The sequence below is a fragment of the Celeribacter sp. HF31 genome, from assembly GCF_011806455.1.
GTDB lineage: Bacteria > Pseudomonadota > Alphaproteobacteria > Rhodobacterales > Rhodobacteraceae > Celeribacter.
Window position 1 is genome coordinate 119615 of the sequence record NZ_JAATOT010000003.1, and the last position, 23506, is coordinate 143120.

Consider the following 23506-nt stretch of genomic DNA (forward strand, 5'->3'; position numbering starts at 1 on the left):
AAATCAGAGATTTGCCTCACGGGTCGGCAGACAGCTCAGCCGTCAAATCGCATCGGCAGCATGAGATTGAAGACCGGGTCCGGCACTTCGGCAGGCGCGGCTGGAAGTCTGGCGCTACGCACCGCCGCGATGGCCGCATTGTCCAACGTCGCATTGCCCGAGCTTTTCGACACGCTGACGCTTTGCAAGGCTCCGCTATGCGCAACTTTGATCAGCAGGGTCACGGTGCCGGAGCCGCCCCGGCGCGGCGCGCGTTTGCGGCGTTCGATCCGGGAGCGAACGACAGACTGCCATTTGCTCAGCGCCGATTGGCGCGCGGCTTTCGACAGGCCCGCCGCTTGCGCGCTCTGCGCCTGCCCGGCCTGGACGCCCCCACCGGCGCCTGCGGCCCGCGTCGCATTGCTGGTGCGCTCGCTGCCTGCGCGCGCCTGCTGGGTCGCCTCTGCCGGTTGCGCCTTGGGCGGTTCCACCTTTTTCGGGGGCGCAGGCGGTTTTGGCGGCGGAGGGGTGGTCGGCGCTTTGGGTTCGGCAAAGCTTTGGGAGCTGGCCTGTGGCTGTATCGGCAGGGGCAAGGCCTTTTGCGACGGCGCGAGATCGATCTCCGGCAGGTCCACTTGGGGGTGCTCCGGCATCACCGGCGCCTCCGGACGCGGCTTCTCAAGCCGCTCGATCGGTTGCTCCACAGGGGTTTCCCATTTGTCGACCATGGCGGCCAAGGCCACATCAGAGGCTTGCAGCGTCAGATGCGCCTCCCCTCCCGCACCGGCCGCCTCGGTTCCCGCCGCGTGATCCGCAAGGCTGATCGCCGCCACGGCCAGATGCGCGCCGACCGCGAGCGCCAGGAACAAAAGCCCCGTGAAAACCCGTTTCATGGCGCGCCTCCGCTCGGGCTGGTGACCAGTTCCACCTGCGAAAAGCCAAGCGCCGAGAGCTTCGGCAAAAGCGCCGCGACATCTTTGGCGGGCACCTCACGGTCGGCGTGAAGCGCAATGCTCGGCCCCGTGCTGCCGTCACAGTCACCATCGGCGCAGAGTTTCAGGCGCTCAATCTCCAAGGCAATAAGTGCCTCTTCCGTGCCCTGCGCGTCCTGAAACGCCAAAAGACCATCGCTCCCGAGGAACAGCGGCAAAGCGGCCTCCACCTCCGCCTCGACACCAGCGTCAGGCAGGTCCACCTCGATGGGCGCAGGCGGCGCGATTTGGGCGGTCATCAGGAAAAAGATCAGCAAGAGAAAGACCACGTTGATCATCGGAACAACGCTCTCGGCAGGTGACGGGCGGGGTTTGTCGGAAAAATCCATGCTGCTCATTCCACCAGCACGAGATTGCTGTAGCCCTCGGTGCCGAGCCATTCCATCACCTCGATCACCCGTTGCAACGGCACCTCTTCGCCCGCGCGCAGGATGATCATGTCGTCAGGGCCGTCCATCAAACCGGGAAGTGCCGCGAGGATGTCGCCTTCGCTCCGTGCTGTGCCGTTCAGTTGCAAGGACTCATCGCCCACGCGGATCAAGCGCGCGGGTCCCGTGTAGCCGCTCGACGCGCCGCCCCCGAGATTCAACGAGACCTGCGCAGGCGTGCCGAATTGCGAGGCCAGCATGAAAAAGACCAAAAGCAGGAACACGACGTCGATCATCGGCGTGAGCGACATCCGATGTTTGCGCCGGGGTGCGCCGAAATCCATGGCTCACTCCGCCGCTTGCGCGACGCTCATGCGGGTGCCCTTGGGCGCACGAGGGCGCAGGAACACGCGGGTCGCCATGTCTTCCAACTCGTGGCGCAGACGGTCGGCCACGGCCTCGAACCCGGTGAAGGCGATGGAGGCGGGGATGGCGACGGCCATACCGGCAGCGGTGGTCAGAAGGGCTTCCCAAATGCCGCCCGCGAGCATCGCCGGATCGGCCTTGGCACCGGCGTCTTGCAGGGTTTGGAAGGCGGTGATCATGCCCAAAACGGTGCCCAACAGACCCAAAAGCGGCGCAATCGTGGCGATCAACTCAAGTGGACGCAAGCCGGCGCGAGTGCGTTCGAGGTCTTTTTTGGCGAGACGCGTGGTCTCGGCCTCTGCTGCTGTATCGTCAAAGGCGGCGTTTTCATGCGCCTCGAAGGCCTCGCGCAGGAACCGCGAGCGCAAACCCTTGCGTCCGGCCAACACGTCACGCGCAGCATGGCTGTCTCCATCGGCCCAAAGCTCCAGGGCGCGTTCACTGACCGCCCGGCTGCGCCATGCGCCCAGATAGGCCAGGTCCCAGACCTTCCAGAAGATCAGCGCAAGGGTGATCACCGACAGCGCCGCAATGGCCCAGATCGATGGGCCGCCTTGGGCGAGGAACGAGAACAAAGAAGAGAAAAGAGCCGAATCATCCATGTCAGTCACCATACTATGCGTGCAGCTGGCTGATCCATTCAGCTGGCGTTTGGCCCTCGGATAAATTATCTTATTTTTTTAGTCAAGTTTTCTCCCCTCATTCCCGGCTCAAGGCCACCACCGGATCGAGCCGCGCCGCGTTGCGCGCAGGCAGAAACCCGAAGGTGATGCCGATGAGGGTCGAGGACAGGAAGGCCACGACAATTGCAGTGGTCGAAAAACTGAGCCTTATGCTGGAGGCGAATTCCTCAATCAGATAGCCGCCCGTCAGCGCACCGAGGATGCCCAAAATGCCACCCACGAAACAGACCATCACCGCCTCGATCAGGAACTGGCTCACGATGTCGGACCGCCGCGCCCCAATGGCGATGCGTACGCCGATTTCCTTGGTCCGCTCGGTGACGGAAACCAGCATGATGTTCATCACGCCAATGCCCCCCACAACCAGCGAAATCACCGCGATCATCGCCACCAGATAGGTCAGCGTCTCCGTCGTCGAGGTGATGGTTTCGCGGATCGTATCGGTGTTCGACAGAAAGAAATCCTTGGTCCCGTGGCGCGAGATCAACAGCGCGGAAATCTCCGCCTCGGCCAGCGTCATGTCGTAATCATCCGCCACGCGCACGCCGATGCTGTCGAGATTGTCCTGACCGGAGACCCGCGCCATCGACGTGGTATAGGGCACCCAGACGTTGAGCGACGAGGGCCCGAATGTGGCGCCCGTCGATTGCACAATACCGATGATCCGCACGGGCACATGACCCAAAAGCAGCACCTCGCCCAAGGGATCGGAATTTGCGCCAAAAAAGGTCTCTTGCGTGTCGGCGTCGATCACGGCGACTTGGGCGTAGCTGTCGACATCTTCCGATGAGAAGACGGAGCCAGAGACGGTTTCATAGGCATGCACCTGGAAATAATCGCCTGACACCCCGTTGATCGCGGCGGAGGCTTCGGTGTTGCGATAGCGCACGGTGGCCGAGGAAGATACCGCGGGGGACACGCTGTCCGCCAGATCCAAAAGCGCCAAAGCCGCCACATCCGACGGCACGAGGGTTTCGATCCGCCCTTGGTCGCGGGCGCCAAACCCCGACCCCGCCCGCACGGTGATCGTGTTGGTGCCCAAGGACGAGATGTTTTCCAGCACTTTTTCCTGTGATCCGTTGCCCAGAGCCACGACCAGCACCACGGAGGCGATTCCGATGATGATGCCGAGCATGGTCAGGAAGGACCGCGTGCGATGGGCCAGCATGGCCTTGAGCGAAATATTGAACGCCTCGACCAACCGGCGCAAACCGGCGCCGAAACCGCCATGATCCGCGCTCTGGCGTGACCATTGGGCGGTTGGAGCGGAGGTGTCCTCTTTGCGCGTGTCGGAAATGATCCGACCGTCGCTGATCTCGACGATCCGATGCGCGTGCGCCGCGACATTCGGGTCGTGGGTGACCATGACGATGGTGTGCCCCTTGGCGTTCAACTCCAACAGCAGATTGATCAGGTCCTCGCCGCTTTTGGTATCCAGCGCGCCGGTGGGTTCATCCGCGAGGATCACCTCGCCACCGTTCATCAGGGCGCGGGCAACGGAGACCCGCTGTTGCTGACCGCCTGACAATTCGGACGGCTTGTGATCGAGACGTGTGTCGAGGCCCAATTGTTCCAAGAGCGCTTTGGCATGATCGCGGCGCGCAGATCGGCTGGCACCGGCGTAGATCGCGGGCACCTCGACATTGCCGACCGCATCGAGATCGGAGAGCAATTGATAGCGCTGAAAGATGAACCCGAAATGCTCGCGCCGGAGCTGCGCCAACTCATCAGGCTCAAGATCGCTCACATCCTTGCCGTTGAATTCATACTGCCCGGCGCTGGCGCGATCGAGGCAGCCGAGAATGTTCATCAGCGTCGATTTGCCGGAGCCGGAGGTGCCGATGATGGCGACCATTTCGCCGGGATAAATGTCGATATCGACGTCACGCAGGACGGTGATGGTTTCGTCGCCCGCCTGAAACGACCGGCTGATGCCACGGGCGGAAATAAGCGGCTCTGTCATCTTAGAACATCCTTCCCGGACCCATACGCGGGCTGTCGGAAGAGGTTGCGAGGACGGCGCCTCCGGTGACCACCAGATCGCCTTCGTTCAGACCAGAGACGATCTCTGCCGTGACCTTGTTGTTCAGACCGACCTCGACCTGACGGGCTTCGCGCGTGTTGTGTTCCGCGTCGTAAATCTCGACCATATAATAGCCCTCAGGCGTGCTGCTGAGCGCCGAAGAGGGCACGGTCAACACATCCACCGCCTCGTCCAACACGATCGAGACCTCTGTCGTCATGCCGATCCGCAACAGGTGATCGGGGTTTTCGACCTCCAGCCGCCCGTTGTAATAGATCGCCTCATCCGTGCTGATCGTGTCGCTGTCCTCAATTTCGGAGGGCGCCGGTTCGACGTCACGCACGGTGGCCTCAAACGCCTTGTTCGGCTCACCCAGAATGGAGAACCGCACATTTTGGCCCGGTGCGACATGCACCACATCGGCCTCGGAAATCTCCGCCTTGACGATCATCTTGTCGAGATTGGCGAGTTTGACGATGGTCGGCGCATCCATGCTGGCGTTCACCGTCTGACCCGCATCGACCACCACGGCCACCACCGTCCCGGCAATGGGCGCGGTGACTTTCGTGCGGTCCAGCGCGATCTGGGCGGCGGAGACCTTGACCTCGGCACTGGATTTCTGCGCGTTCAGAGCGTCGAGTTCGGCGGTGTAGACCTCAAGCGTTGCCTCGGCCGCTTCGACATCCTCTTGCGAGGCGTAATTTTGTGCATGCAGGCTGGTGACCCGTGTCAGGCTCAGCTCGGCCTGTTTGATATTGGCGCGTTTCGCGGCGATCTGGGCCTCAATATTGGCAAGCTCCGCCTGCGCCTGCAAAAGCTCGTTTTGCTGATCTTCACTGTCGATCTGCGCGATCAGATCGCCCGCAGCCACCGCCTCCCCCAAACTCACGGCCAGTTCCTCGATCTGGCCAGAGGTGCGCGCGCCGACGCTGACCAATTGGCTGGCCTCGATCACGCCGGAGGCCAGCACGGTCTCCTGCACCGTCGCCCTCGTCGCACGCGCGGTTTGCGGAATGACGGTATCATCCTCGCCGGAAAATTGCGTCCAGCCGACAAATCCGGCCACGACAACGAGGGCCAAACCTAAGAGACGAAACGGCATTTTCATGGAAATCCTTTCATGGCACGAACGGCCCGACAACATCAGAGATCAGAGCAATGATACGGATGTAAGTCGCCCTTCCGTCGCGACCAGACGTCAAAATGCCGCCGGGCGCATGACCCGACGGCATCTCGCAAAGTCTTCCTATGTCAGTCTGTGATCATTCCACGGCGAGCAATTGCGCCACGGGTTCATAGGTTTCCTCGTAGTGATCCAGCTCGGCTTCATACCAAGCCGTGCCGCGTGTGGCTCCGCCCAACGCACGGAACAGCTCGGCCTCAGCGGTCGCGGGCAGGAGCGCATTGAAGACATCCCAACCGGAGGCCTCGGGGTGCGCATCAAAGCCCAGAACCTGCCCCTTGAGCCCGGTGATCAGCGGCATCAGCCCGCCGGAATAGACACTCGGCACATGGATCGCGATCTTGTCGATGGGTTGCAGCACCACGGGTTTACAGCCTGCCAGAGCCTCGCGCACCGCCGCCTTCGCCGCCGTGCGGAAAGCGTAGTCGGAGCTATCGACAGCGTGATGTTTGCCATCTGTGAGCGTCACTTTGACGTCCACGACCGGCAATCCATTCGGCCCCTCGGCCAGTGCATCTCGCACGCCCGCCTCGACCGCCGACATGTAATTGCGCGGCACGGCGCCGCCTTTGACGACTTCTTCGAATACAAACCCTGCGCCACGGGCCAGAGGCGCCACGTCGATGACCACATCGGCGAATTGGCCTGCGCCGCCGGATTGTTTGCGGTGACGATAATGGGTGCCGCCCGAGGTTTGAATGGTCTCGCGCAGGGCAGGCGGGATCGGTTGTGTGGCGACCGCGACACCGAAGACCTCCGCGAGCTTTTCGATCACGCGACGCTCGTGAAGCTGGCCTTGGGTGGCGAGGATGGTTTTGCCGGAGAGCGGATCCTGCACGACCGCCAGCCCCGGATCAATCTCTGCCAGCTTGCCCAGCGCCGTCGACAACCGCGCTTCATCGCGTTCGTTTTCCGGGCTCAGGAGCACACGGTTTTTCGGCTTGTGCGGCACGGCCCAATCCGGCGTATCAATCGCGCCATCAGCACCATAGATCGGCGCACGCAGCGCGAGGTGATCGGTTTTCACCGTCAAAGCAACCTCGCCGGGCGCCAGGTCCGCGACGGGCGTTTTCGTGTCGATGTCGACAAGCGACCCAATCGCCGCGCCCATGAGATCGGAGCCGGATTTCAGCGTCTCGCCCACGGCGCGGATCAGCACCGTCTTGCCAAGATGCTTGATCTGATCGGCAAAGATGCCGACGGCCACTGGCGTTTCGCCAAAGCGATCCGTGAGAGCTTCAACGCCCGGCACCTCGTGGCGCAGGCTTTTCATCAGACGCGTCAGCCCGTTGGCCTGTGCGGCGGAGCCCAAGAAAGCCGGGATGAGGTCGTGATGTTGCAGCACCTTGGTGGCGACATCGTAGAGCTCATCTGACATGGGTTTTTGGTCTTCGATCAACTCCTCCAACAGGTGATCGTCGAAATCGGAGAGATGTTCCAAAAGCTCGGCGCGGGCTTCCTCTTCGCGGGCGCGGGCGCTGTCGGGCATTTCCACCAGAGCGGAGCGTTCTCCCTCTTTAAAGGCCCAGGCGCGTTCGGAAATCAGATCGACCATGCCGGTGATTTCACCGCCTTCGCGGATCGGCACCTCGCGCAGCACGATGCCGTGCGCGGAATAGGTTTGCAGAGCGGCGGCGATCTCGGCGGTGCGGTCGGTGGCGGCGTCGATCTTGTTGATGAAAATCATCGTCGGCAGACCGGAGGCCTCCAGAAGCCGCAGGTAAGGCGCGGCCAGAACGGCGGCCTCGGCTTCGGCGGGCACGCAGAGCACGGCGGCGTCACTGACAGCCAGCGCAGAGCCTGCCTGCGCGAGGCCCTCGGCGCCGCCGGGACAATCGAGCATCGCCCAGTCTTGATCGAGATAGTTGAACCGGGTCACTGCGGATTCGCCGAACAGGCGCAGGCTTTGGGACTTGCCCGCATCCAGCCCGGCGAGCGCCGCAGCGAGGGATGATTTGCCGGATTGTGACGGCCCAAGGATGGTGACGGTTTTCATGACATCTGTCTCCCGATCTGTTGCAAACGCCACGTTTTTCGGGCGCTGTCCGGGAGTCACTATAGAAAGCCCGCGCGGCGTGACCTTGGCTCAGGTCAAGTTGCGCGGGGTTTTGTCACAATTTCGCCCCTTCCCGATAGTCTTTGACGGCAAACTCAATCAAGGCGCGCACCTTACGAGGCAAGGTGCGGCCTTCGAGATAGACGATGCTGATCGGATGGGTGACGCCTTTGAACTCCGGCAAAAGCTGCACCAGCCGCCCCGTTTCCAGATCGTCGCCCAAGATGAACGGCGGGCAAAAGGCGATGCCTTCGCCGCGCCGCGCCAGATCGCGGGTGACGCGGGCGCTGTTGACGATAAAGCGCGAGGGCACCTGCACGGTCAGCTCACGGCCTTCATGGACAAAGCCCCAACGCGATGGGGCCCGCCGGTTGCTGTCGATGATGCAGATGTGGTTTTGCAGGTCATCGGGATGTGTCGGCGCCTCATGCTGCGCAAGATACTCGGGCGAGGCGACCACGACGGATTGCAGCTCGCCGATCTTGCGGGATTTGAGCGCGGAGACCTCCGGCGTGCCGATGCGAAAGGCCAGATCAATGCCGTCGGAGGCGAGATCGACATAGGTATCGCTCAGCCGCAAATCCAGCACCAGATCGGGATGCGGCGCCGCGAAACGGCTGAGCAGGTCTTTCACATAGACCTCGCCAAAGGTCACCGGCGCGGAGATGCGCAGCGTGCCGGAGAAGCCCCGCGTGTCTTCGGTGACAGCGCTCAGCATGTCGTCCATCTCGTCGAGCAAAGCGGGGGCGCGGGCCAAAAGATCTTCGCCCGAGGCGGTCAGCCCGACCCTGCGCGTGGTGCGTTGCAACAGGCGCACACCGAGGCGCTCTTCAAGCTCGGCGACATATTTCGAGGTCAGGCGGTTGGACATACCAAGCCGTTCGGCCGCCCCCGTGAAGGACCCGGTTTCCGCCGTTGCCACAAACACCCGCAAGCCGTCGATCAAATCCATAAGACACCATTTGGAACAAAATGAAGAAGGTTATTCCATATCTTCTCCATTTCGCCTCACCGCAACAAGCCCCATAGTAAACTCAACGCAGGAAAGGAGACGGCCATGAGCATTGCCCTGCAACTTCAACGGCTCAAAGACAGCCTCAAATCTTCCGACCGGATGCCGGTTGTCTTTCTGGGCCATGGCAGCCCGATGAACGCCATCGAGGACAACGACTATTCCCGCAGCTGGAAGAAACTGGGCGAGTCCCTGCCCCAGCCGCAGGCCATTCTCGTGGTCTCCGCGCATTGGATGACGCGTGGCTCGACCTTGGTGAACGTCTCCAAAATGCCGAAGACGATCCACGATTTCTACGGCTTCCCGGACGAGTTGTTCGCCCAGCAATACCCCGCCCCCGGCGCGCCCGAGGTGGCCCAGGAGGTGATCAGCCTTTTGGCCAGCCACCACGCCGAAGGCGATGACACCTGGGGCCTGGATCATGGCGCCTGGTCGGTGCTGAAATTCCTTTACCCGGATGCGGATGTGCCAGTGTTCCAGCTGTCGATCGACATGACCAAGGATTTTGAGCATCACCTCGAGATCGGACTGGCGCTGGCCGATCTGCGCACCCGGGGTGTCTTGATCCTCGGCTCCGGCAACATCGTGCACAACCTGCGCGCCATGCGCTATGGCGCGACGCCCTATGACTGGGCGCTGGAGTTCGATGGGCTGTTCACCGACCGCCTTCAGGCCCGCGACCATAAAACGATCACGGATCGTGCCAGTCTCGGCAACCTGTTGAAAATGGCGCACCCTTCGGTGGATCACTACCTTCCGGCGCTGACCATCGCGGGCGCGTCCGACGCGAAAGACGACTTGGTGTTCATGAACGACTCGATCGACATCGGCTCGGTCTCTATGCGCAGCTTCATTTACTACTAAGGAGTTCGACACGCGTGGTGACGGAACATGGTTCTAAAGCTGGGACCCGGTACATAAATCCGATGCCAAAGGCCGTTTCGTTCGGCAAGTGTCGAGCTTTCGCAACTGGACACACCGGATGGCGCGGCGGGGCCGACCGGAGAGGCCTATGACGAAGCCGTCGCGGGCGTGGCCGAAACTGTGAATATGGATCATCTCACGCGGGGCTATTACTCGATCAAGGCGCTCAATCCGAACCGCATCCAACCGACGGGTCCGGCGCATATCGAGGCGCTGATTGCGTCCGTTTAAGCGGGCGCATCTTCGAGCGGAATGACGTCGACGGCCTGTTGGGTCCTGTGCCCACCAGCCGACCGCACAGCGCCTTTGACAGGCGCGACATCGCCGTAATCCCGGCCATGCCCGATGGTGATATAATCCGTCCCGGCGAATTGATCGTTCGTCGGGTCGAATTCAATCCAGCCCACCTGTTTGCCGACCCAGGCCCGGACCCAGGCATGCATGGCATCCGCGCCCTCCAGGCGTGGTTGCCCCGGCGGCGGGAAGGTGCGCAGAAAGCCCGAGACATAGCCCGCCGGAATGCCGATGCCTCTGAGTGCGGCGATCATGATATGGGCGAAATCCTGACAGACCCCGTGCCGGTTCTCGAACGCCACCTCGGGCGGCGTGTCGACATCCGTGGCCTTCGGGTCGAACCGCATGTCGCGATTGAGCGCGCGACCGACCGCTTCGACGGCTTTGAGCGCCGTCGCCCCCTCGCCCGCATCCCTGAGACAGTCCCAGCCATAGTCGGTGATCTTCGGCGACAGAGCCACGCGCGGCGAGGCGGCAAGGAAATGATGCGGCGCATCAGGAGCCAGCGATTTCAATGCGAGAATTTCGGCCCGCAACTCTTCCAGAGGCGGAGAGAGATCGAACAGAGACGCGGGTTCAAAGCGCTCGATCTGGGCGGTGAGCTGCATCGAAATGGCGTCAATCGGATGATGCCAGGCCACCATGCTCATCTCATTGCCGAAAAAATCCCAGCCATCGCGGCGCTCGTCGGGGCGCGGCAGGATGGTCAGCAACCTTTGACGCACCTGCTGCACCCCCGCAACATTCGAGGGCAAAAGCCGCAAGATATTGCGCGTCCGGTCCGAGGCGGCATCATAGCTATAGTCAATGGTCAGGCTGAGATCATACAGCATCGCTCACCTCAGATAGATCGTAGAGACCAGATCCGACACTTTCGCCAGATCGGCCCGCACGCCCAAGAGATACTCCGTCGTCACCTCTTCGGGACGGGCACAGGCCAGCCGCGCCTCAAGCGGCAGGATCGCGCGCAGCAATTCGGACGGGCGACCATGCACCTCTGCATGTGGCAGGGCCTCGGCATGTTTGCGCATCTCTCGGATCAGGAACAGGATCGCGCGCGGGTTGTCGGCATCCAATGCCAAAAGATCGACCACGGCATTGCGGCTGGTTTCCACCCGGTAGCGGCGTTGGTGGGTGATGATCGAGTCGCCCACTTCGACCGCCAGATCGAGCGAGCCCTCGGGCGCATTGGCATCGGCGAATTGCGCCAGCAGAGCCGCCATGGCATCGGCCCGCTCCAAGGCCCGCCCAAGGCTCAGAAACCGCCAACCCGCAAAGCGATACATGTTCTCATGGACAAGCCCGGTGATCCCCGCGATCTTGCGGATCAAGACGGAGGTGGCGCGCGCGCAATCATCCCCCGGCTGCGCCGTCGCCGTCATGCGCATCGCGGTTTGCAACAGATCGTTGAGCGCCGACAGGCCGTCCGAGGAAAACCGGTCGCGGACCTTGGTGGCACAGCCGCGTGCCGCGATGATCCGCTCGATGAGGGCCTCCGGCAAGGTCTGTTTCAGGTCGATGCCAAACCCCATAAGGTAGCCGCGCAGCGCTTTGAGGCGCGGATCGTTGCGGTTGTCCGTCGCCGCCAGCCGCAGGTGATAGGCCCGCACAAGACGCGCCGCGTCTTCGAACCGCTCCACGTAGCGACCGAGCCAATAGAGATTATCCGCCGCACGCGACGGCAAAAGGCCGGGGCTTGTCCGCAGGTAGGAGACGCTCTCCTCTTGTCGAGGTCCAGTTTTCGGCAAAGGCCGGTCGGAAACGACCCAGACGTCCGCCACGGACCCGCCGCGTTGCATCGCCAGAGCCGTGGCATCGCCGGAGCGGCCAATCCGGGCATAGCCGCCTTTCATGAATTGCCAGCCGGTCGGCGTACGCGCGGCAAAGACCCGGACCGTCATCGGACGCGGCACCAAGGTGCCGCCCCCTTCCGAATTGTCCTCCCATGCCGGTGTCGTGGAAAGCGTCACCGCTTCCTGGCCCACCAGTTTGTCGCCTTCGCGGTCGAGCCATTCGGCGATCGAGCCCATCGCCGTGCCACGGAACTCGCCGCCCAGCGCTGTGGTGGCCCCGAGATCGAAAGGCAGGTCCACCGCATGCGCCGGGCTGATCAGCATATTCTGGGCATTGTCGCGCACATATGCACGTTCCGTCCCACCACCGCACCACCAGGTCGCGATATTGGGCAGCTTGAGCTGCTCGCTCATCAAAACCTTGCTGATCCGCGGCAGAAACGCCATCATCGCGCGCATTTCCAACACGCCGGAGCCCAAAGCATTGGCCATCGCCAGATGTCCCATCCGCACCGCTTCCATCAGACCGGGCGTGCCGATCTGAGAGCGCGCGTTGAATTCCAGCGGATCGGCAAAGCTCGCATCGATCCGGCGCCACAGCATGCCCAGAGGCCTCAGCCCCTCGATGGTCCGCACCATGGCCTCACCGTTTTCGACCACGATGTCCTCCCCTTCGAGCAGCATCATGCCCAGGTAACGCGCGATATAGGTGTGTTCGTAGTAAGTGTCGTTCGACGGCCCCGGCGTCATGATCCCGGCGACATGCGGATGTTTGAAGGATGCACTCGCGAGGTCCTCCATCGCATCGCGAAACGCGCTGAAGAAGCCCGCGAGTTTGTGGATATGCGCGCGCGGGAACCGCTCGGGAAAAATCCGCCCCGTCGCCATGCGGTTTTCAAGCGCAAAGCCCGCCCCCGAGGGCGCCTGCGTGCGGTCGCCCAGAACGAACCACGAGCCATCGGGAGAGCGCCCGATCTCGAAGGCCAGAAAATGCAGGTAATGACCGCCCTTCGGCTGAACCCCCACCATCGGGCGCAGCCATTGCGGCGAGCGGGCGATCAACTCGGCGGGCAGATGCCCTTCACTGACCAATTGCGCAGGGCCATAGAGATCGGCCATGACGCGTTCCAACAGGTCGGCGCGTTGGGACAGGCCAGCACAGATGTGCTCCCACTCCAGCTCATGCAGGATGACCGGGATATGGCTCAGCGGCCAGGCGCGTTCGGTCAGCGGATCGTTGGAGTATTGCCGGTAGAACACCCCCGCATCGCGCAAATATTGATCGCCGCGCTCAAAACGTGCGCGGATTTCCTCGGGTGAAAGCCGAGAGAACCGATCGACAAAGCGCCGCCAGACGGGCCGCATCTGGCCCGTGGCGTCAAAAAGCTCGTCGGCCACATCCGGCCTTTGCTCATACTCCGCAAAGAGGTCCGGTTGGGCGGAGCCTGAGATCAGGCGCTGCGGCATGTGTCATTGTCCTTGGTCGCGTTCAGACAAGCCCAATGGGCCGTCTGAGGTCAAGCGTCAAGGGGAACTCCGGATGCGGCACTTCGGTTCCGGGCGTATAGCTTCCGGGGGTGTGACCATAGGGTTCGAACCGCGCCAGACGCCGGGCTTCGGCCTCGTTGCCATTGACCGGGAAGGTGTCGTAATTCCGCCCGCCGGGGTGCGCCACATGGTAGGTGCAACCGGCGATGGGCCGCCCCGTCCAGTCGTCATAGATGTCGAAATGCAAGGGCGCATTGACCGGCAAAACCGGGTGCAGCGCCTCTGGCGGTTGCCAGGCTTTGAACCTTACACCGGCGACGGAAACGCCAGACGTTTGGGTTTTGGCCAGAGGCATCGGGCGACGATTGCACATGATGCGGTAGCGATCCTGATGCAGCGTCGTCATCTTGACCTGAAGCCGCTCGACCGAACTGTCCGTATAGCGCACCGTGCCACCAATCGCGCCGGTTTCGCCCAGCACATGCCAGGGCTCAAGCGCTTGGCGGACCTCAAGATGCACGCCTTCCGCTTCGATCTGACCGCAGAAGGGGAAGCGGAATTCGGCCTGCGCCTTGAACCACTCCGGGTCCATCTCGAAGCCGTGGTGTTTGAGGTCCGCGAGCAGAGACAGCAGGTCTTCCCACAGGTAATGCGGCAACATGAACCGGTCGTGCAGCACCGTGCCCCAACGCACCGGCTTGCCCTCGACCGGCGCGTTCCAGCACCGCGCGATGATGGCGCGCAGGAGGAGTTGCTGCGCCAGAGACATGCGCGGGTCCGGCGGCATCTCGAAACCGCGGAATTCGACCAACCCCAGACGCCCGGTCGGGCCATCGGGGGAGAAAAGTTTGTCGATGCAAATCTCCGCGCGGTGGGTGTTTCCCGTCACATCGGTGAGCATGTTTCTGAGCAGCCGATCGACGAGCCAAGCCGGAGGAACGTCCGCCTCCGAGGGAGGTTTGATCTGCGACAGGGCAATTTCCAGCTCATAGAGCGTGTCGTGACGCGCCTCATCGATGCGCGGGGCTTGAGACGTCGGACCGATAAAGAGACCGGAGAACAGATAGGACAAGGATGGGTGACGCTGCCAGATCAGGATCAGCGACTTGAGCAAATCCGGTCGACGCAGGAAGGGGCTGTCGGACGGGGTCGCGCCGCCGACCACAACGTGATTGCCGCCGCCGGTGCCGGTATGCCGCCCGTCGATCATGAATTTGTCGGCGCCCAGACGTGACTGGCGCGCCTCGTCATAGATCGCTTCGGTGGTCGCCACACAGTCGTCCCAGCTATGCGCCGGGTGGATGTTCACCTCGATCACGCCGGGATCGGGAGCAACGCGGATCACATTCAAGCGCGGATCTTCGGGGGGAGAGTAGCCCTCCACATGGATCGGCAGACCAAGCTCGGCAGCGGTTTCTTCGGCCGTTGTCAGGAGTTCGAGGTAATCTTCGAGCGTCTCGCAGGGCGGCATGAACAGGCACAGGCGTCCATCGCGCGGCTCAACCGCAATGGCGGTGCGCACCTCGCTTTTGGAGGGATCAATGCCCTGCCCGATCAGCGCCTGACGCTCGGTCTCGTCGCGTTGCCCTTCAGAAACTGGTTGCGTGTGTTCTTTTGATATTTCAGGCAGAATATCTGCCTTTTCTTTCGCCTCTTTTGCTTCTGCCGCTGCTTCTTCAGCCGCAAGTCTCGCGATTTCCTCTTCTATCTTTTTGCGGCGTTCCGTCACTTCGGCATGAAAGTCCGGCAAGGGCGCATGGTCGATCATCGGATCGGCGGGATAGGAATAGGGAAAAGAGGCTGGCGGGATATGCGGCAAAGCACCGAGCGGCAGGCGAAAGCCCACCGGGCTATCCCCGGGAACAAGAAAGAGATGCCCGCGCCGGGTTTTCCAGACCTCGGACAACCAACGCGATCCGGCTTTCGATTGCCACCGCTGAATCGGCAGCACATAGCCAGAGGCCTCCGTCAGTCCACGTTCAAACACGCGGGCATAGCGTGCGCGATCCTCGGGATTCTTGAGCTTGGAATTCTCTGGTGTCACGTTTTCCGGCAGAAGGGATTCTTTCAAAATCCACTCGCCGGGATCCTCATAGGCGGGCTGGGCGCAGACCGGATCGACGCCAAGGTTCTTGGCGAAACGGGTCATGAAATCGCCCGCCTCTTTGGCACCCGCACGGGTCGGCACTTCTTCTTTGGCAATCAGATCGGGATTTTTCCAGACGGGTTTGCCGTCATGGCGCCAATAGAGAGAGAAGGTCCAGCGCGGCAGGCTTTCGCCCGGATACCATTTGCCCTGCCCGTAATGCAGGAACCCGCCCGGCGCGAAGCGATTGCGCAGGCGTCGGATCAACTCATCGGCCAGCGCGCGTTTTTGTGGGCCGACAGCGGCGGTGTTCCATTCGTCGCTCTCAAAGTCGTCGATGGACACAAACGTCGGCTCGCCGCCCATGGTCAGACGCACGTCGCCCTCTTTGAGAGCCTCGTCCACCTTATGACCCAGAGCGTTGAGCCTGTCCCAGCTTTCCTCGGAAAACGGCTTGGTGATCCGGGGATGTTCGGCGACGCGCTTGATCTGCATGTCGAAATCGAAACTGACCTCGGGCGTGCCGACCGAAGAGAACCCGCCGGCAATCGGTGCGGCGTTTTGGTAATGCGGCGTGGCGGCCAGCGGAATATGGCTTTCGCCGGTCAAAAGCCCGGAGGTCGGATCAAGCCCGATCCAGCCTGCGCCAGGAAGGAAGACCTCGCACCAGGCGTGCAGATCGGTGAAATCGTGATCCGTGCCGGACGGCCCATCGAGGGCCTCGAGATCGGGTTTAAGCTGAATGAGATAGCCAGAGACAAAACGGGCAGCAAAGCCCAAGTGACGCAGCACCTGAACGAGCAACCACGAGCTGTCTCGGCAAGACCCGGATTTCTTCTCAAGGGTTTCATCCGGCGTCTGCACCCCCGGCTCCATCCGGATCGTGTAATCGACATAATCGGAAATCCGGGCGTTAAGGCCGACGAGAAAATCGACCGTGCGGGTTTCCTTGAAATCAATCGACCCCACAAATTGTGCCAAAAGCGGGCCTTCGGGTTCAGGCGTGCGATAAATCACCAGATCGTCTTTCAACTCCGGCGGATATTCGAACGGCCAATGTTCGGCGCTTTCTTCGACGAAGAAATCGAAGGGGTTGTAGACGGTCATGTCGGCGACCAGATCGACCTCGATCTTGAATTCGCGGACCGGCTCCGGGAAGACAAAGCGCGATTGCCAGTTGCCATAAGGGTCTTGCTGGTGGTTCACGAAATGACCCGCGGGCGTGACCTTGAGCGCATGAGAAATCACCCGCGTGCGCGAATGTGGCGCCGGGCGCAGGCGGATGATTTGCGGCCCAAGTTCGACGTTGCGGTCGTATTTGTAATGCGTGACGTGGTGGATCGATGCGTAAATCGCCATGTGTCTGACTGCGCCCTTTTCCCTGATTTTCAGATGCAGGTTATAGAGGCTGTTTCAGAGCTTCACGGGCAAAACGGCCGCACCCTCACAAATGCGGCCTATCTTCGGGCAGATCGCCCGTTTTTTCATCATCCGCCATGGGCCTCCCTTTGCCCGCTCCGTGTTAGCGGCACCGTTATCGGCAGCGTGCGACGCCGTGACGGATCAACTCGCTGCCTTTGATGCGAGCCGGGTTGCTGCCGCGATAGCGCCCGGTCTGCATGTACCAGTTGCGCAGGAAGGACGGATAATGATTGGCGATCACGCGCGACCATTGGTCGAATTCCAGAGACGTGAGTTTGGAGAAAAACCGATACGGCCCATGAAAGGCAAAGGACGTCTCCGGCATGACGCAGACGGATTTGGCCCCGAGAAACATCGTGCAACTGGACATACAGACACTGCCCCGGATTTCCACACTCTGGCCCAGGCGATTAATTTGCTGAACTTCCGCCGTGCGTTTGCGCACGCTGCCGCCATAGTCGTTGGAAATGACGATTGTCGCACCGGGTTGCTGCGATCCCGGCTGAGCCGCCTGTGCCCCGACGCCACCCACAGCGAGCATAACGCCGAAACATATCGAGAGAACCGGACGACGCAGATCGCACGTCTCCGGCGCACACGCGGACCGCGTGCGCAGAAATTTTAAGACTGTCATGATATCACCCCACGTGATGAGGCTTTCTAGCCTCAAACCACCGACCCCAATCGGCTCACACGTCAGTAGAGCAGGCAAACCCTAAGAAAGCGTTGAACACCCGCGTCGTTTTGGCGGAAATGCTGAATGTCCCTCACAGGCGCCCACCATCTTGCCCGAAACGCGCCACCGCGCTACCTCTTGGGCAAAGGAGACCTCCCATGCGCGCAGCCAACGAAGCCCTCATCGTCATCGACATCCAAAATGATTTCTGCCCCGGCGGCGCGCTGGCCGTGGCGGGCGGAGATGAGATCGTGCCAGGGGTCAATGCGCTTATGGGGGACTTCGCCTCCGTGATCCTGACGCAGGACTGGCACCCTTCGGGCCACAGCTCCTTCGCAAGCACCCACGGTGCGGCGCCCTATTCCACCACCGAAATGCCCTATGGCACGCAGGTGCTCTGGCCGGATCATTGCATTCAGGGCACTGACGGTGCCGCGTTCCACAAGGACCTTGTGACCAAAGGCGATCTGATCATCCGAAAGGGCTTTAACCCGCGGATCGATAGCTATTCCGCGTTTTTCGAGAATGATCATGTGACGCCGACCGGGCTTGAAGGCTACCTGCGCACCCGTGGGATCGACACGCTCACGATGATCGGACTGGCGACGGATTTCTGTGTGAATTTCTCCGCCGTGGATGCCGCCAAACTCGGCTTCAACGTCACCGTACGTACCGATCTGTGCCGCGCCATCGACATGGACGGCTCTCTCGCGGCGGCGATTGAGGGGATGAAGGCCGCCGGGGTCGAGGTCCTTTAGGACCATGACACCCAAACTTTTCACCACACTGAAAACCTACACGCGGGCCGAGTTCGGCTCTGACCTGTTCGCGGGGATCACCGTCGCTTTGGTCGCCCTGCCGCTCTCTATCGCGATCGCCATCGCTTCGGGGGCTGCGCCTGCGGTGGGCTTTATCACCGCTATTGTTGCGGGATTTCTGATCTCCGCTTTGGGTGGCAGCCGGGTGCAGATCGGCGGGCCCACTGGTGCGTTCATCGTTGTTGTCGCGGGCGTGATCGCCACACATGGCTATGCCGGTCTGGTCACCGCAACCTTCCTCGCCGGGATTGTGCTCATCATTGCCGGGCTGTTTCGCGCCGGGCAGTTGGTGCGCCATGTGCCCGAAGCGGTAATCAACGGATTTACCATCGGCATCGGCGTGATCATCGGGACCAGCCAGCTTGCCGATCTTTTCGGTCTTCCGGGACCTTTCCCCGCCGATTTTCTGGAAAAAATCCCGGCGTTGATAGCCGCCCTGCCTGAGTTTAACCCCGCCTCTCTCGTCATCGGCCTTGCCACCATGGTGCTGATCGTCGCCCTGCGCCGGGCCTTTCCGCGTCTGCCCGGGCTGATCGTGGCCGTTGCGCTGACGTCGGCCGCAGTGGCTCTCTTCGATCTGCCGGTCGAGACCATCCGGTCGCGATTTGGCGACTTGCCGCAAAGCCTGCCCGCGCCGCATCTGCCAGAGCTGAGTTTTGCAACCCTGCGAGAACTGTTGCCCTCCGCGCTCGTCATCGCCTTTCTTGCGGGTGTGGAATCCCTTCTGTCGGCCATGGTGGCAGATCGGATGATTGGCGGTCACCATCGCTCCAATGCGGAGCTGATGGCGCAAGGGTGGGCCAATATCGGCTCTTCTCTGTTTGGCGGCCTGCCCGCCACAGGCGCCATTGCCCGCACCGCCACCAATGTGCGCGCAGGCGGCAAGACGCCCGTCGCCGGGATCGTGCACGCCCTGACACTTTTGGCGATCATGATGCTGGCCGCGCCGCTGGCGGGCTATCTTGCGCTTCCGGCTTTGTCAGGGCTTTTGCTTTTGACCGCTTGGAACATGTCCGAACCGCATCGTTGGGGGGAATACTTGCGCGGGCGGCGCTCCGACTTGGTGCTTTTGCTGATCACCCTCGTCTTGACTGTGATCACAGACCTCACCGTCGCCATCGGCACAGGCATTGCGCTTGGTCTGGCCCTGCGTCTGTCCCGCCGCGACGCGGATGACCCGGACTGGACGCCGCGAGATAAATAGCTCGCCGGAGCACTTGTGATCACAAAGAGTTTTCTTGCGCCTTTTCCTTGCCAAACCCTTATTTCCCCTGCTTTAACGAGGCGGTCATCTAAAGAGGGACCGCTAACATGGTCGATATCGCCACCCGCGTCTACAATCACAAATGGAAGATCGACCCGATCGTCCGCTCCCTGATCGACACGGATTTCTACAAGCTGCTGATGTGCCAGTCGGTGTTCCGCAATCGCCCGGACACCACGGTCACCTTCTCCCTCATCAACCGCTCGAAAGATATTCGCCTGGCCGAGATGATCGACGAGGGTGAGTTGCGTGAACAGCTTGATCATGTGCGCTCCCTGTCTCTGAAACGGGGCGAGAGCACCTGGATGCGCGGCAACACGTTTTACGGCAAACGCCAGATGTTCCGGCCGGATTTCATGGAGTGGTTCGAAAACCTGCGCCTTCCGGCCTATCAGCTCGAAAAACATGACGGGCAATATGAGCTGACCTTTGAGGGCAGTTGGCCCGAGGTGATGCTCTGGGAAATTCCCGCGCTGTCGATCCTGATGGAGCTGCGCTCGCGCGCCGTGCTTGGGCCCATGAAGAAATTCGAGCTTCAGGTGCTCTATGCCCGCGCGATGACCAAGCTTTGGGAAAAGGTGAAACAGCTCCAGCCGCTTGATGGCCTCAAGATCGCTGACTTCGGCACCCGGCGGCGGCACTCCTACCTCTGGCAGGATTGGTGCGTTCAGGCCATGGTCGAGGGGTTGGGCGACAAATTCACCGGCACCTCCAATTGCCACATCGCCATGATGCGCGATCTGGAGGCCGTCGGCACCAATGCGCATGAATTGCCGATGGTCTATTCCGCATTGGCCGAAGACGACGCCGCCTTGGCCGCCGCACCCTATGACGTGCTGCGCGATTGGCAGGACGAACACGAGGGCAACCTGCGGATCATCCTGCCGGACACATACGGCACCAAGGGCTTTCTCGACCGCGCCCCCGATTGGCTTGCGGGCTGGACCGGCATTCGCATCGACTCTGGCGATCCCGCGACAGGTGCGGAGGTCGCGATTGACTGGTGGAAATCGCGTGGCGAAGACCCGACCCAAAAGCTCGTCATCTTCTCCGACGGGCTGGACACCGACAAGATCATCGAACTGCACAACCAGTTCCACGGCCGGGTGAAAACGTCCTTCGGCTGGGGCACTCTCTTAACCAACGACTTCCGTGGCCTGACCCCAGACGACGCACTGGCGCCGTTCTCACTGGTGTGCAAGGCGATTTCGGCCAATGGCAATCCGACGGTGAAACTGTCTGATAACCCGAAGAAAGCGATGGGGCCGGTGGAAGAGGTCGAGCGCTATAAGCGGGTGTTTGGGGTTGGGGAGCAGGAGGCGATGGATGTTGTGGTTTAGGGGGGGCTGGTGAGCGAGATGCCGTATGATATTATCAGTGACAAACCGCCAAGCATCATGAAAAGGAAATCGCGAGAACTAAATCTGTCGCGCTTTAACTTTTTGATATTAAGCAACTCTTTGGAAAATTTTTTAATTGATCTTCCTTTTTTACCATAATTACTAATTGTTCTTTCCCCTAAGCGGCCAACTTGATCGAGAAATGGAGGGATGAATAGCAGTATGCCCGCGAGCAGCCCAAAAAAATCAGCCATCTTCATCTTGGAACTCTTCGTCGTCGATTGGTAGATCTAGAGCTATGGGTGCTGCTACAGAAGTGAAACTAACATCCCAATTTTCACTGTCTTCTATCCCGTATGTTTCTTCTGCGATTTGCATTATAACTTCATGAAATCTCTCAATTTTACTGATATGCTGAGATATTTCATCGCTCGCGCTTTTTACTGCCTCATAGTGGGCACCCTGAAGCATGGCGAAATTCCTTAGTCGTTGAATATCCACTTCACCAAATGAGGTGTCGTCATCAGAATTCAGATCGGCAAGCGTAATAATTGCGGACCATGGGTTGTCATCTAAATCATCATCGCTGCGTCTAGTAAAAGTCAGTTTAACATCGCAGTTTACTGCCCGCGCGTAGCGGCAAATTGACTGCAATCCTATATCTCCAGTTCCGTTTTCCAATTTAGATACACCGGAGGCGGATATACCAACACGCTCACCGATCTCCTTGAGTGAAAGGCGTTGGAATTTTCTTAAGTTTTGGAGAGTGTTCCTTACTTGCGTCGAAATCTGGTTGATTTCTGAAAATTCTTTTTCACTCTCTAAGACTTCAGGTGCACGATGACTTAGTTCTCTTTCGAGTTTTTCGAGGAATTTACCAGTGAATGCCATGGTTTCAGTTTCCTATTTTAACACATTGCAAAGGAAGCGCTCTGCGTCGGCTTTAATTGTGTTAAGCGTTGGGACGGATTCTGGCGGGTGAAACAATACCGCAGCGAGGTCGTAGTCCCGTAGAAGACAAACCAAAGCAGCACATTCATCGCGCTGAATCGTTCGCCACGATGGGATAAGGTGCATCGTGCAGCCATTGGTTGGACCATAAAGTAACGTGCTATTTCCGTCCAAGTCTGAAAACGCATCTTTGAACCTCCGAAGGAGTAATCCCGCGGCGCGGGAATCTCGTTTTCCAAATTCAACAAAGCTTTCAAGTGCCGCATCTTCAGCCTTTACTACGAGCTCTGTGGAGGCAAGCCTCCAATTTTGATCAGAATCACTCTTATTGGACATATATGTCAATCCGGTTAATAATCAATTCGTTGTATGTTGCGCATATCGCTACAAAAATATCTTTCCGCGAGCGCAATTTATCAATGATTAATCAACTCGGCCTCGAAGTTTCTTAACCTCCCCCCGCTCCTTCTTCGCCTTGATACGCCGTTCCACGCTGCCCTTCGTCGGTTTCGTCTTGATCCGGCGTTTCGGCTTTTCCGTAGCTTTCAGGATCAATTCCACCAGCCGTTCCCGCGCGATCTCTCGGTTTCGCGCTTGCGAGCGGGTTTCTTCGACCTGAATGACGACGGCGCCTTCCTTGGTCCAGCGGCGTCCGGCCAGACGCCTCAGGCGGTTCTTCACGGGTTCCGGCAGGTTCGGCGAGCGGGCGGCCTCAAAGCGGAGTTCAACCGCCGTCGAGACCTTGTTCACGTTCTGCCCGCCGGGACCGGACGAGCGGACGAACTGCTCGGTCAGTTCCCAATCGGCGAGGGTGATTTGATCTGTGACGGTCAGGGGCATGATGAACAGATACCGCAAAAGGAAAAGGGCTGCCAGATAGAGCAGCCCTCCGAGATCTCAGGAGATGGGGTCAGTTAGGACACCCAATCAGGAGTGTTTCACACTAGATTTTTCCTCTAGGTGGCGGCCCCCCCGACTGTCTTGACCTCGCTCTCCAACATCACTCTAGACACTGGACCACCTCCTTTCGATGAATTGCCGATAGGTTTATGGTGGCACAGATTTGGTATATAGCAAGTAAATTTATACCATACGTGCCGAGAGGCGCCCAACAATTAGGCGGAAAGGCACGAGAGCGATCAATGCGAGAGCGAATTTTACACCCCAATCGGCCACGGCGAGCGAAATCCAGAGCGGAACCGGATGGCCAACCATGAGGAAGGGCACGGCGTCCCAGGCCCAGGACACTTCCATGTCGGCATTCTCGCCAAAGACCGTGATGCTTTGCGAAAACGCGATGGTGAAGAAAATCGCGGTATCGAGCGCAGAGCCGATGAGCGACGAGGTAAAGGGCGCTTTCCACCACGACCCTTCGCGCATCCGGTCAAAGACGAAGACGTCGACAAGCTGGGCGATCAAAAAGGCAGTGGCGGAGCCCACGGCAACACGCAGAGCGACGGCCTGATAGGTGTAGCCATCGCCTTGGAGCGTGATCTGCGTGCCGATGAGGGAACAGACGATGCCCGCGACAAAGCCCGCGAAGATGACTTTGCGCGCGGATTTGACGCCATAGACGCGGTTCATCACATCGGTGACGAGGAAGGCGAAAGGATAGGTGAAGGCACCCCAGGTCAGAAGCCCATCGAAGAGCAGGAACTGAACGAGGATGTTGGAAGCCACAACAATGGCGGCCATGGCAAGAATGCCAAGAAGAAGCTGTTTCATGAT

The 23506-nt window shown here is 60.4% G+C and carries 20 protein-coding genes and 1 pseudogene; 5 read left to right on the forward strand and 16 right to left on the reverse strand.

What is annotated here, in order from left to right; translation table 11 throughout:
* Window positions 1–35: 35 nt before the first annotated feature.
* The 8 genes from HCZ23_RS06805 to HCZ23_RS06840 form a co-directional block, all read right to left on the reverse strand.
* Window positions 36–872, reverse strand: a complete 837-nt coding sequence (locus HCZ23_RS06805) for an energy transducer TonB (protein WP_167600974.1) — start codon at window positions 870–872, stop codon at window positions 36–38.
* On the reverse strand, window positions 869–1309 hold the full coding sequence (locus HCZ23_RS06810) for a biopolymer transporter ExbD (RefSeq protein WP_254869982.1): 441 nt from the start codon (window positions 1307–1309) through the stop codon (window positions 869–871). The genes HCZ23_RS06805 and HCZ23_RS06810 overlap by 4 nt, the downstream gene beginning before the upstream one ends.
* Window positions 1306–1683 (reverse strand): biopolymer transporter ExbD, encoded by a 378-nt coding sequence (locus tag HCZ23_RS06815; protein WP_167600976.1) that lies wholly within the window; start codon window positions 1681–1683, stop codon window positions 1306–1308. The genes HCZ23_RS06810 and HCZ23_RS06815 overlap by 4 nt, the downstream gene beginning before the upstream one ends.
* A gap of 3 nt (window positions 1684–1686) precedes the next feature.
* Window positions 1687–2367 (reverse strand): MotA/TolQ/ExbB proton channel family protein, encoded by a 681-nt coding sequence (locus HCZ23_RS06820; protein WP_254869983.1) that lies wholly within the window; start codon window positions 2365–2367, stop codon window positions 1687–1689.
* Between the two features lie 97 nt (window positions 2368–2464).
* Window positions 2465–4411 (reverse strand): MacB family efflux pump subunit, encoded by a 1947-nt coding sequence (locus HCZ23_RS06825; protein WP_167600978.1) that lies wholly within the window; start codon window positions 4409–4411, stop codon window positions 2465–2467.
* Window position 4412: 1 nt separating this feature from the next.
* Complete coding sequence (locus HCZ23_RS06830; RefSeq protein ID WP_167600979.1) at window positions 4413–5579, reverse strand: efflux RND transporter periplasmic adaptor subunit; 1167 nt, start codon at window positions 5577–5579, stop codon at window positions 4413–4415.
* A gap of 154 nt (window positions 5580–5733) precedes the next feature.
* Entirely contained in the window at window positions 5734–7650 is a 1917-nt protein-coding gene (locus HCZ23_RS06835) for an elongation factor G (RefSeq protein WP_167600980.1), read from the reverse strand.
* Window positions 7651–7765: 115 nt separating this feature from the next.
* Window positions 7766–8662: a LysR family transcriptional regulator gene (locus HCZ23_RS06840; RefSeq protein ID WP_167600981.1), complete on the reverse strand. Its 897-nt coding sequence runs from the start codon at window positions 8660–8662 to the stop codon at window positions 7766–7768.
* A gap of 105 nt (window positions 8663–8767) precedes the next feature.
* On the opposite strand from HCZ23_RS06840, the gene ygiD reads away from it, so the two are divergent.
* Both ygiD and HCZ23_RS06850 read left to right on the forward strand, forming a co-directional pair.
* Entirely contained in the window at window positions 8768–9586 is an 819-nt protein-coding gene (ygiD, locus tag HCZ23_RS06845; protein ID WP_167600982.1) for a 4,5-DOPA dioxygenase extradiol, read from the forward strand.
* A gap of 156 nt (window positions 9587–9742) precedes the next feature.
* A pseudogene (locus HCZ23_RS06850) lies at window positions 9743–9877 on the forward strand (glutathione S-transferase family protein); the annotation flags it as partial.
* Here the strand turns inward: HCZ23_RS06850 and HCZ23_RS06855 are convergent.
* From HCZ23_RS06855 to HCZ23_RS06870, 4 genes are all read right to left on the reverse strand, one after another.
* Complete coding sequence (locus HCZ23_RS06855; RefSeq protein WP_167600983.1) at window positions 9874–10773, reverse strand: transglutaminase family protein; 900 nt, start codon at window positions 10771–10773, stop codon at window positions 9874–9876. The pseudogene HCZ23_RS06850 and the gene HCZ23_RS06855 overlap by 4 nt on opposite strands.
* Before the next feature lie 3 nt (window positions 10774–10776).
* Window positions 10777–13200 (reverse strand): circularly permuted type 2 ATP-grasp protein, encoded by a 2424-nt coding sequence (locus tag HCZ23_RS06860; RefSeq protein WP_167600984.1) that lies wholly within the window; start codon window positions 13198–13200, stop codon window positions 10777–10779.
* 22 nt (window positions 13201–13222) lie between these two features.
* Window positions 13223–16666, reverse strand: coding sequence for a DUF2126 domain-containing protein (locus HCZ23_RS06865; protein ID WP_167600985.1), 3444 nt, complete (start codon window positions 16664–16666; stop codon window positions 13223–13225).
* A gap of 175 nt (window positions 16667–16841) precedes the next feature.
* The gene (locus HCZ23_RS06870; RefSeq protein ID WP_167600986.1) at window positions 16842–17363 is read right to left on the reverse strand and encodes a hypothetical protein; all 522 of its coding nucleotides are present in this window, start codon (window positions 17361–17363) and stop codon (window positions 16842–16844) included.
* 200 nt (window positions 17364–17563) lie between these two features.
* Here HCZ23_RS06870 and pncA point away from each other — a divergent pair, with 200 nt between their 5' ends.
* The 3 genes from pncA to pncB all read left to right on the forward strand — a co-directional run bounded on the left by pncA (window position 17564) and on the right by pncB (window position 20827).
* The gene (gene pncA, locus HCZ23_RS06875) at window positions 17564–18163 is read left to right on the forward strand and encodes a bifunctional nicotinamidase/pyrazinamidase (RefSeq protein WP_167600987.1); all 600 of its coding nucleotides are present in this window, start codon (window positions 17564–17566) and stop codon (window positions 18161–18163) included.
* Window positions 18164–18167: 4 nt separating this feature from the next.
* Window positions 18168–19427: a SulP family inorganic anion transporter gene (locus HCZ23_RS06880; protein ID WP_167600988.1), complete on the forward strand. Its 1260-nt coding sequence runs from the start codon at window positions 18168–18170 to the stop codon at window positions 19425–19427.
* A gap of 107 nt (window positions 19428–19534) precedes the next feature.
* Window positions 19535–20827 (forward strand): nicotinate phosphoribosyltransferase, encoded by a 1293-nt coding sequence (pncB, locus tag HCZ23_RS06885; protein ID WP_167600989.1) that lies wholly within the window; start codon window positions 19535–19537, stop codon window positions 20825–20827.
* Here the strand turns inward: pncB and HCZ23_RS06890 are convergent.
* The 4 genes from HCZ23_RS06890 to HCZ23_RS06905 form a co-directional block, all read right to left on the reverse strand.
* The gene (locus tag HCZ23_RS06890) at window positions 20824–21087 is read right to left on the reverse strand and encodes a hypothetical protein (protein WP_167600990.1); all 264 of its coding nucleotides are present in this window, start codon (window positions 21085–21087) and stop codon (window positions 20824–20826) included. The two genes, pncB and HCZ23_RS06890, sit on opposite strands and share 4 nt — an antisense overlap.
* Window positions 21074–21718, reverse strand: a complete 645-nt coding sequence (locus tag HCZ23_RS06895; protein ID WP_167600991.1) for a helix-turn-helix domain-containing protein — start codon at window positions 21716–21718, stop codon at window positions 21074–21076. The genes HCZ23_RS06890 and HCZ23_RS06895 overlap by 14 nt, the downstream gene beginning before the upstream one ends.
* A 483-nt stretch (window positions 21719–22201) precedes the next feature.
* Window positions 22202–22618, reverse strand: coding sequence for an alternative ribosome rescue aminoacyl-tRNA hydrolase ArfB (gene arfB, locus HCZ23_RS06900; RefSeq protein WP_167600992.1), 417 nt, complete (start codon window positions 22616–22618; stop codon window positions 22202–22204).
* Window positions 22619–22861: 243 nt separating this feature from the next.
* Complete coding sequence (locus tag HCZ23_RS06905) at window positions 22862–23503, reverse strand: queuosine precursor transporter (protein WP_167600993.1); 642 nt, start codon at window positions 23501–23503, stop codon at window positions 22862–22864.
* Between the last annotated feature and the right edge of the window lie 3 nt (window positions 23504–23506).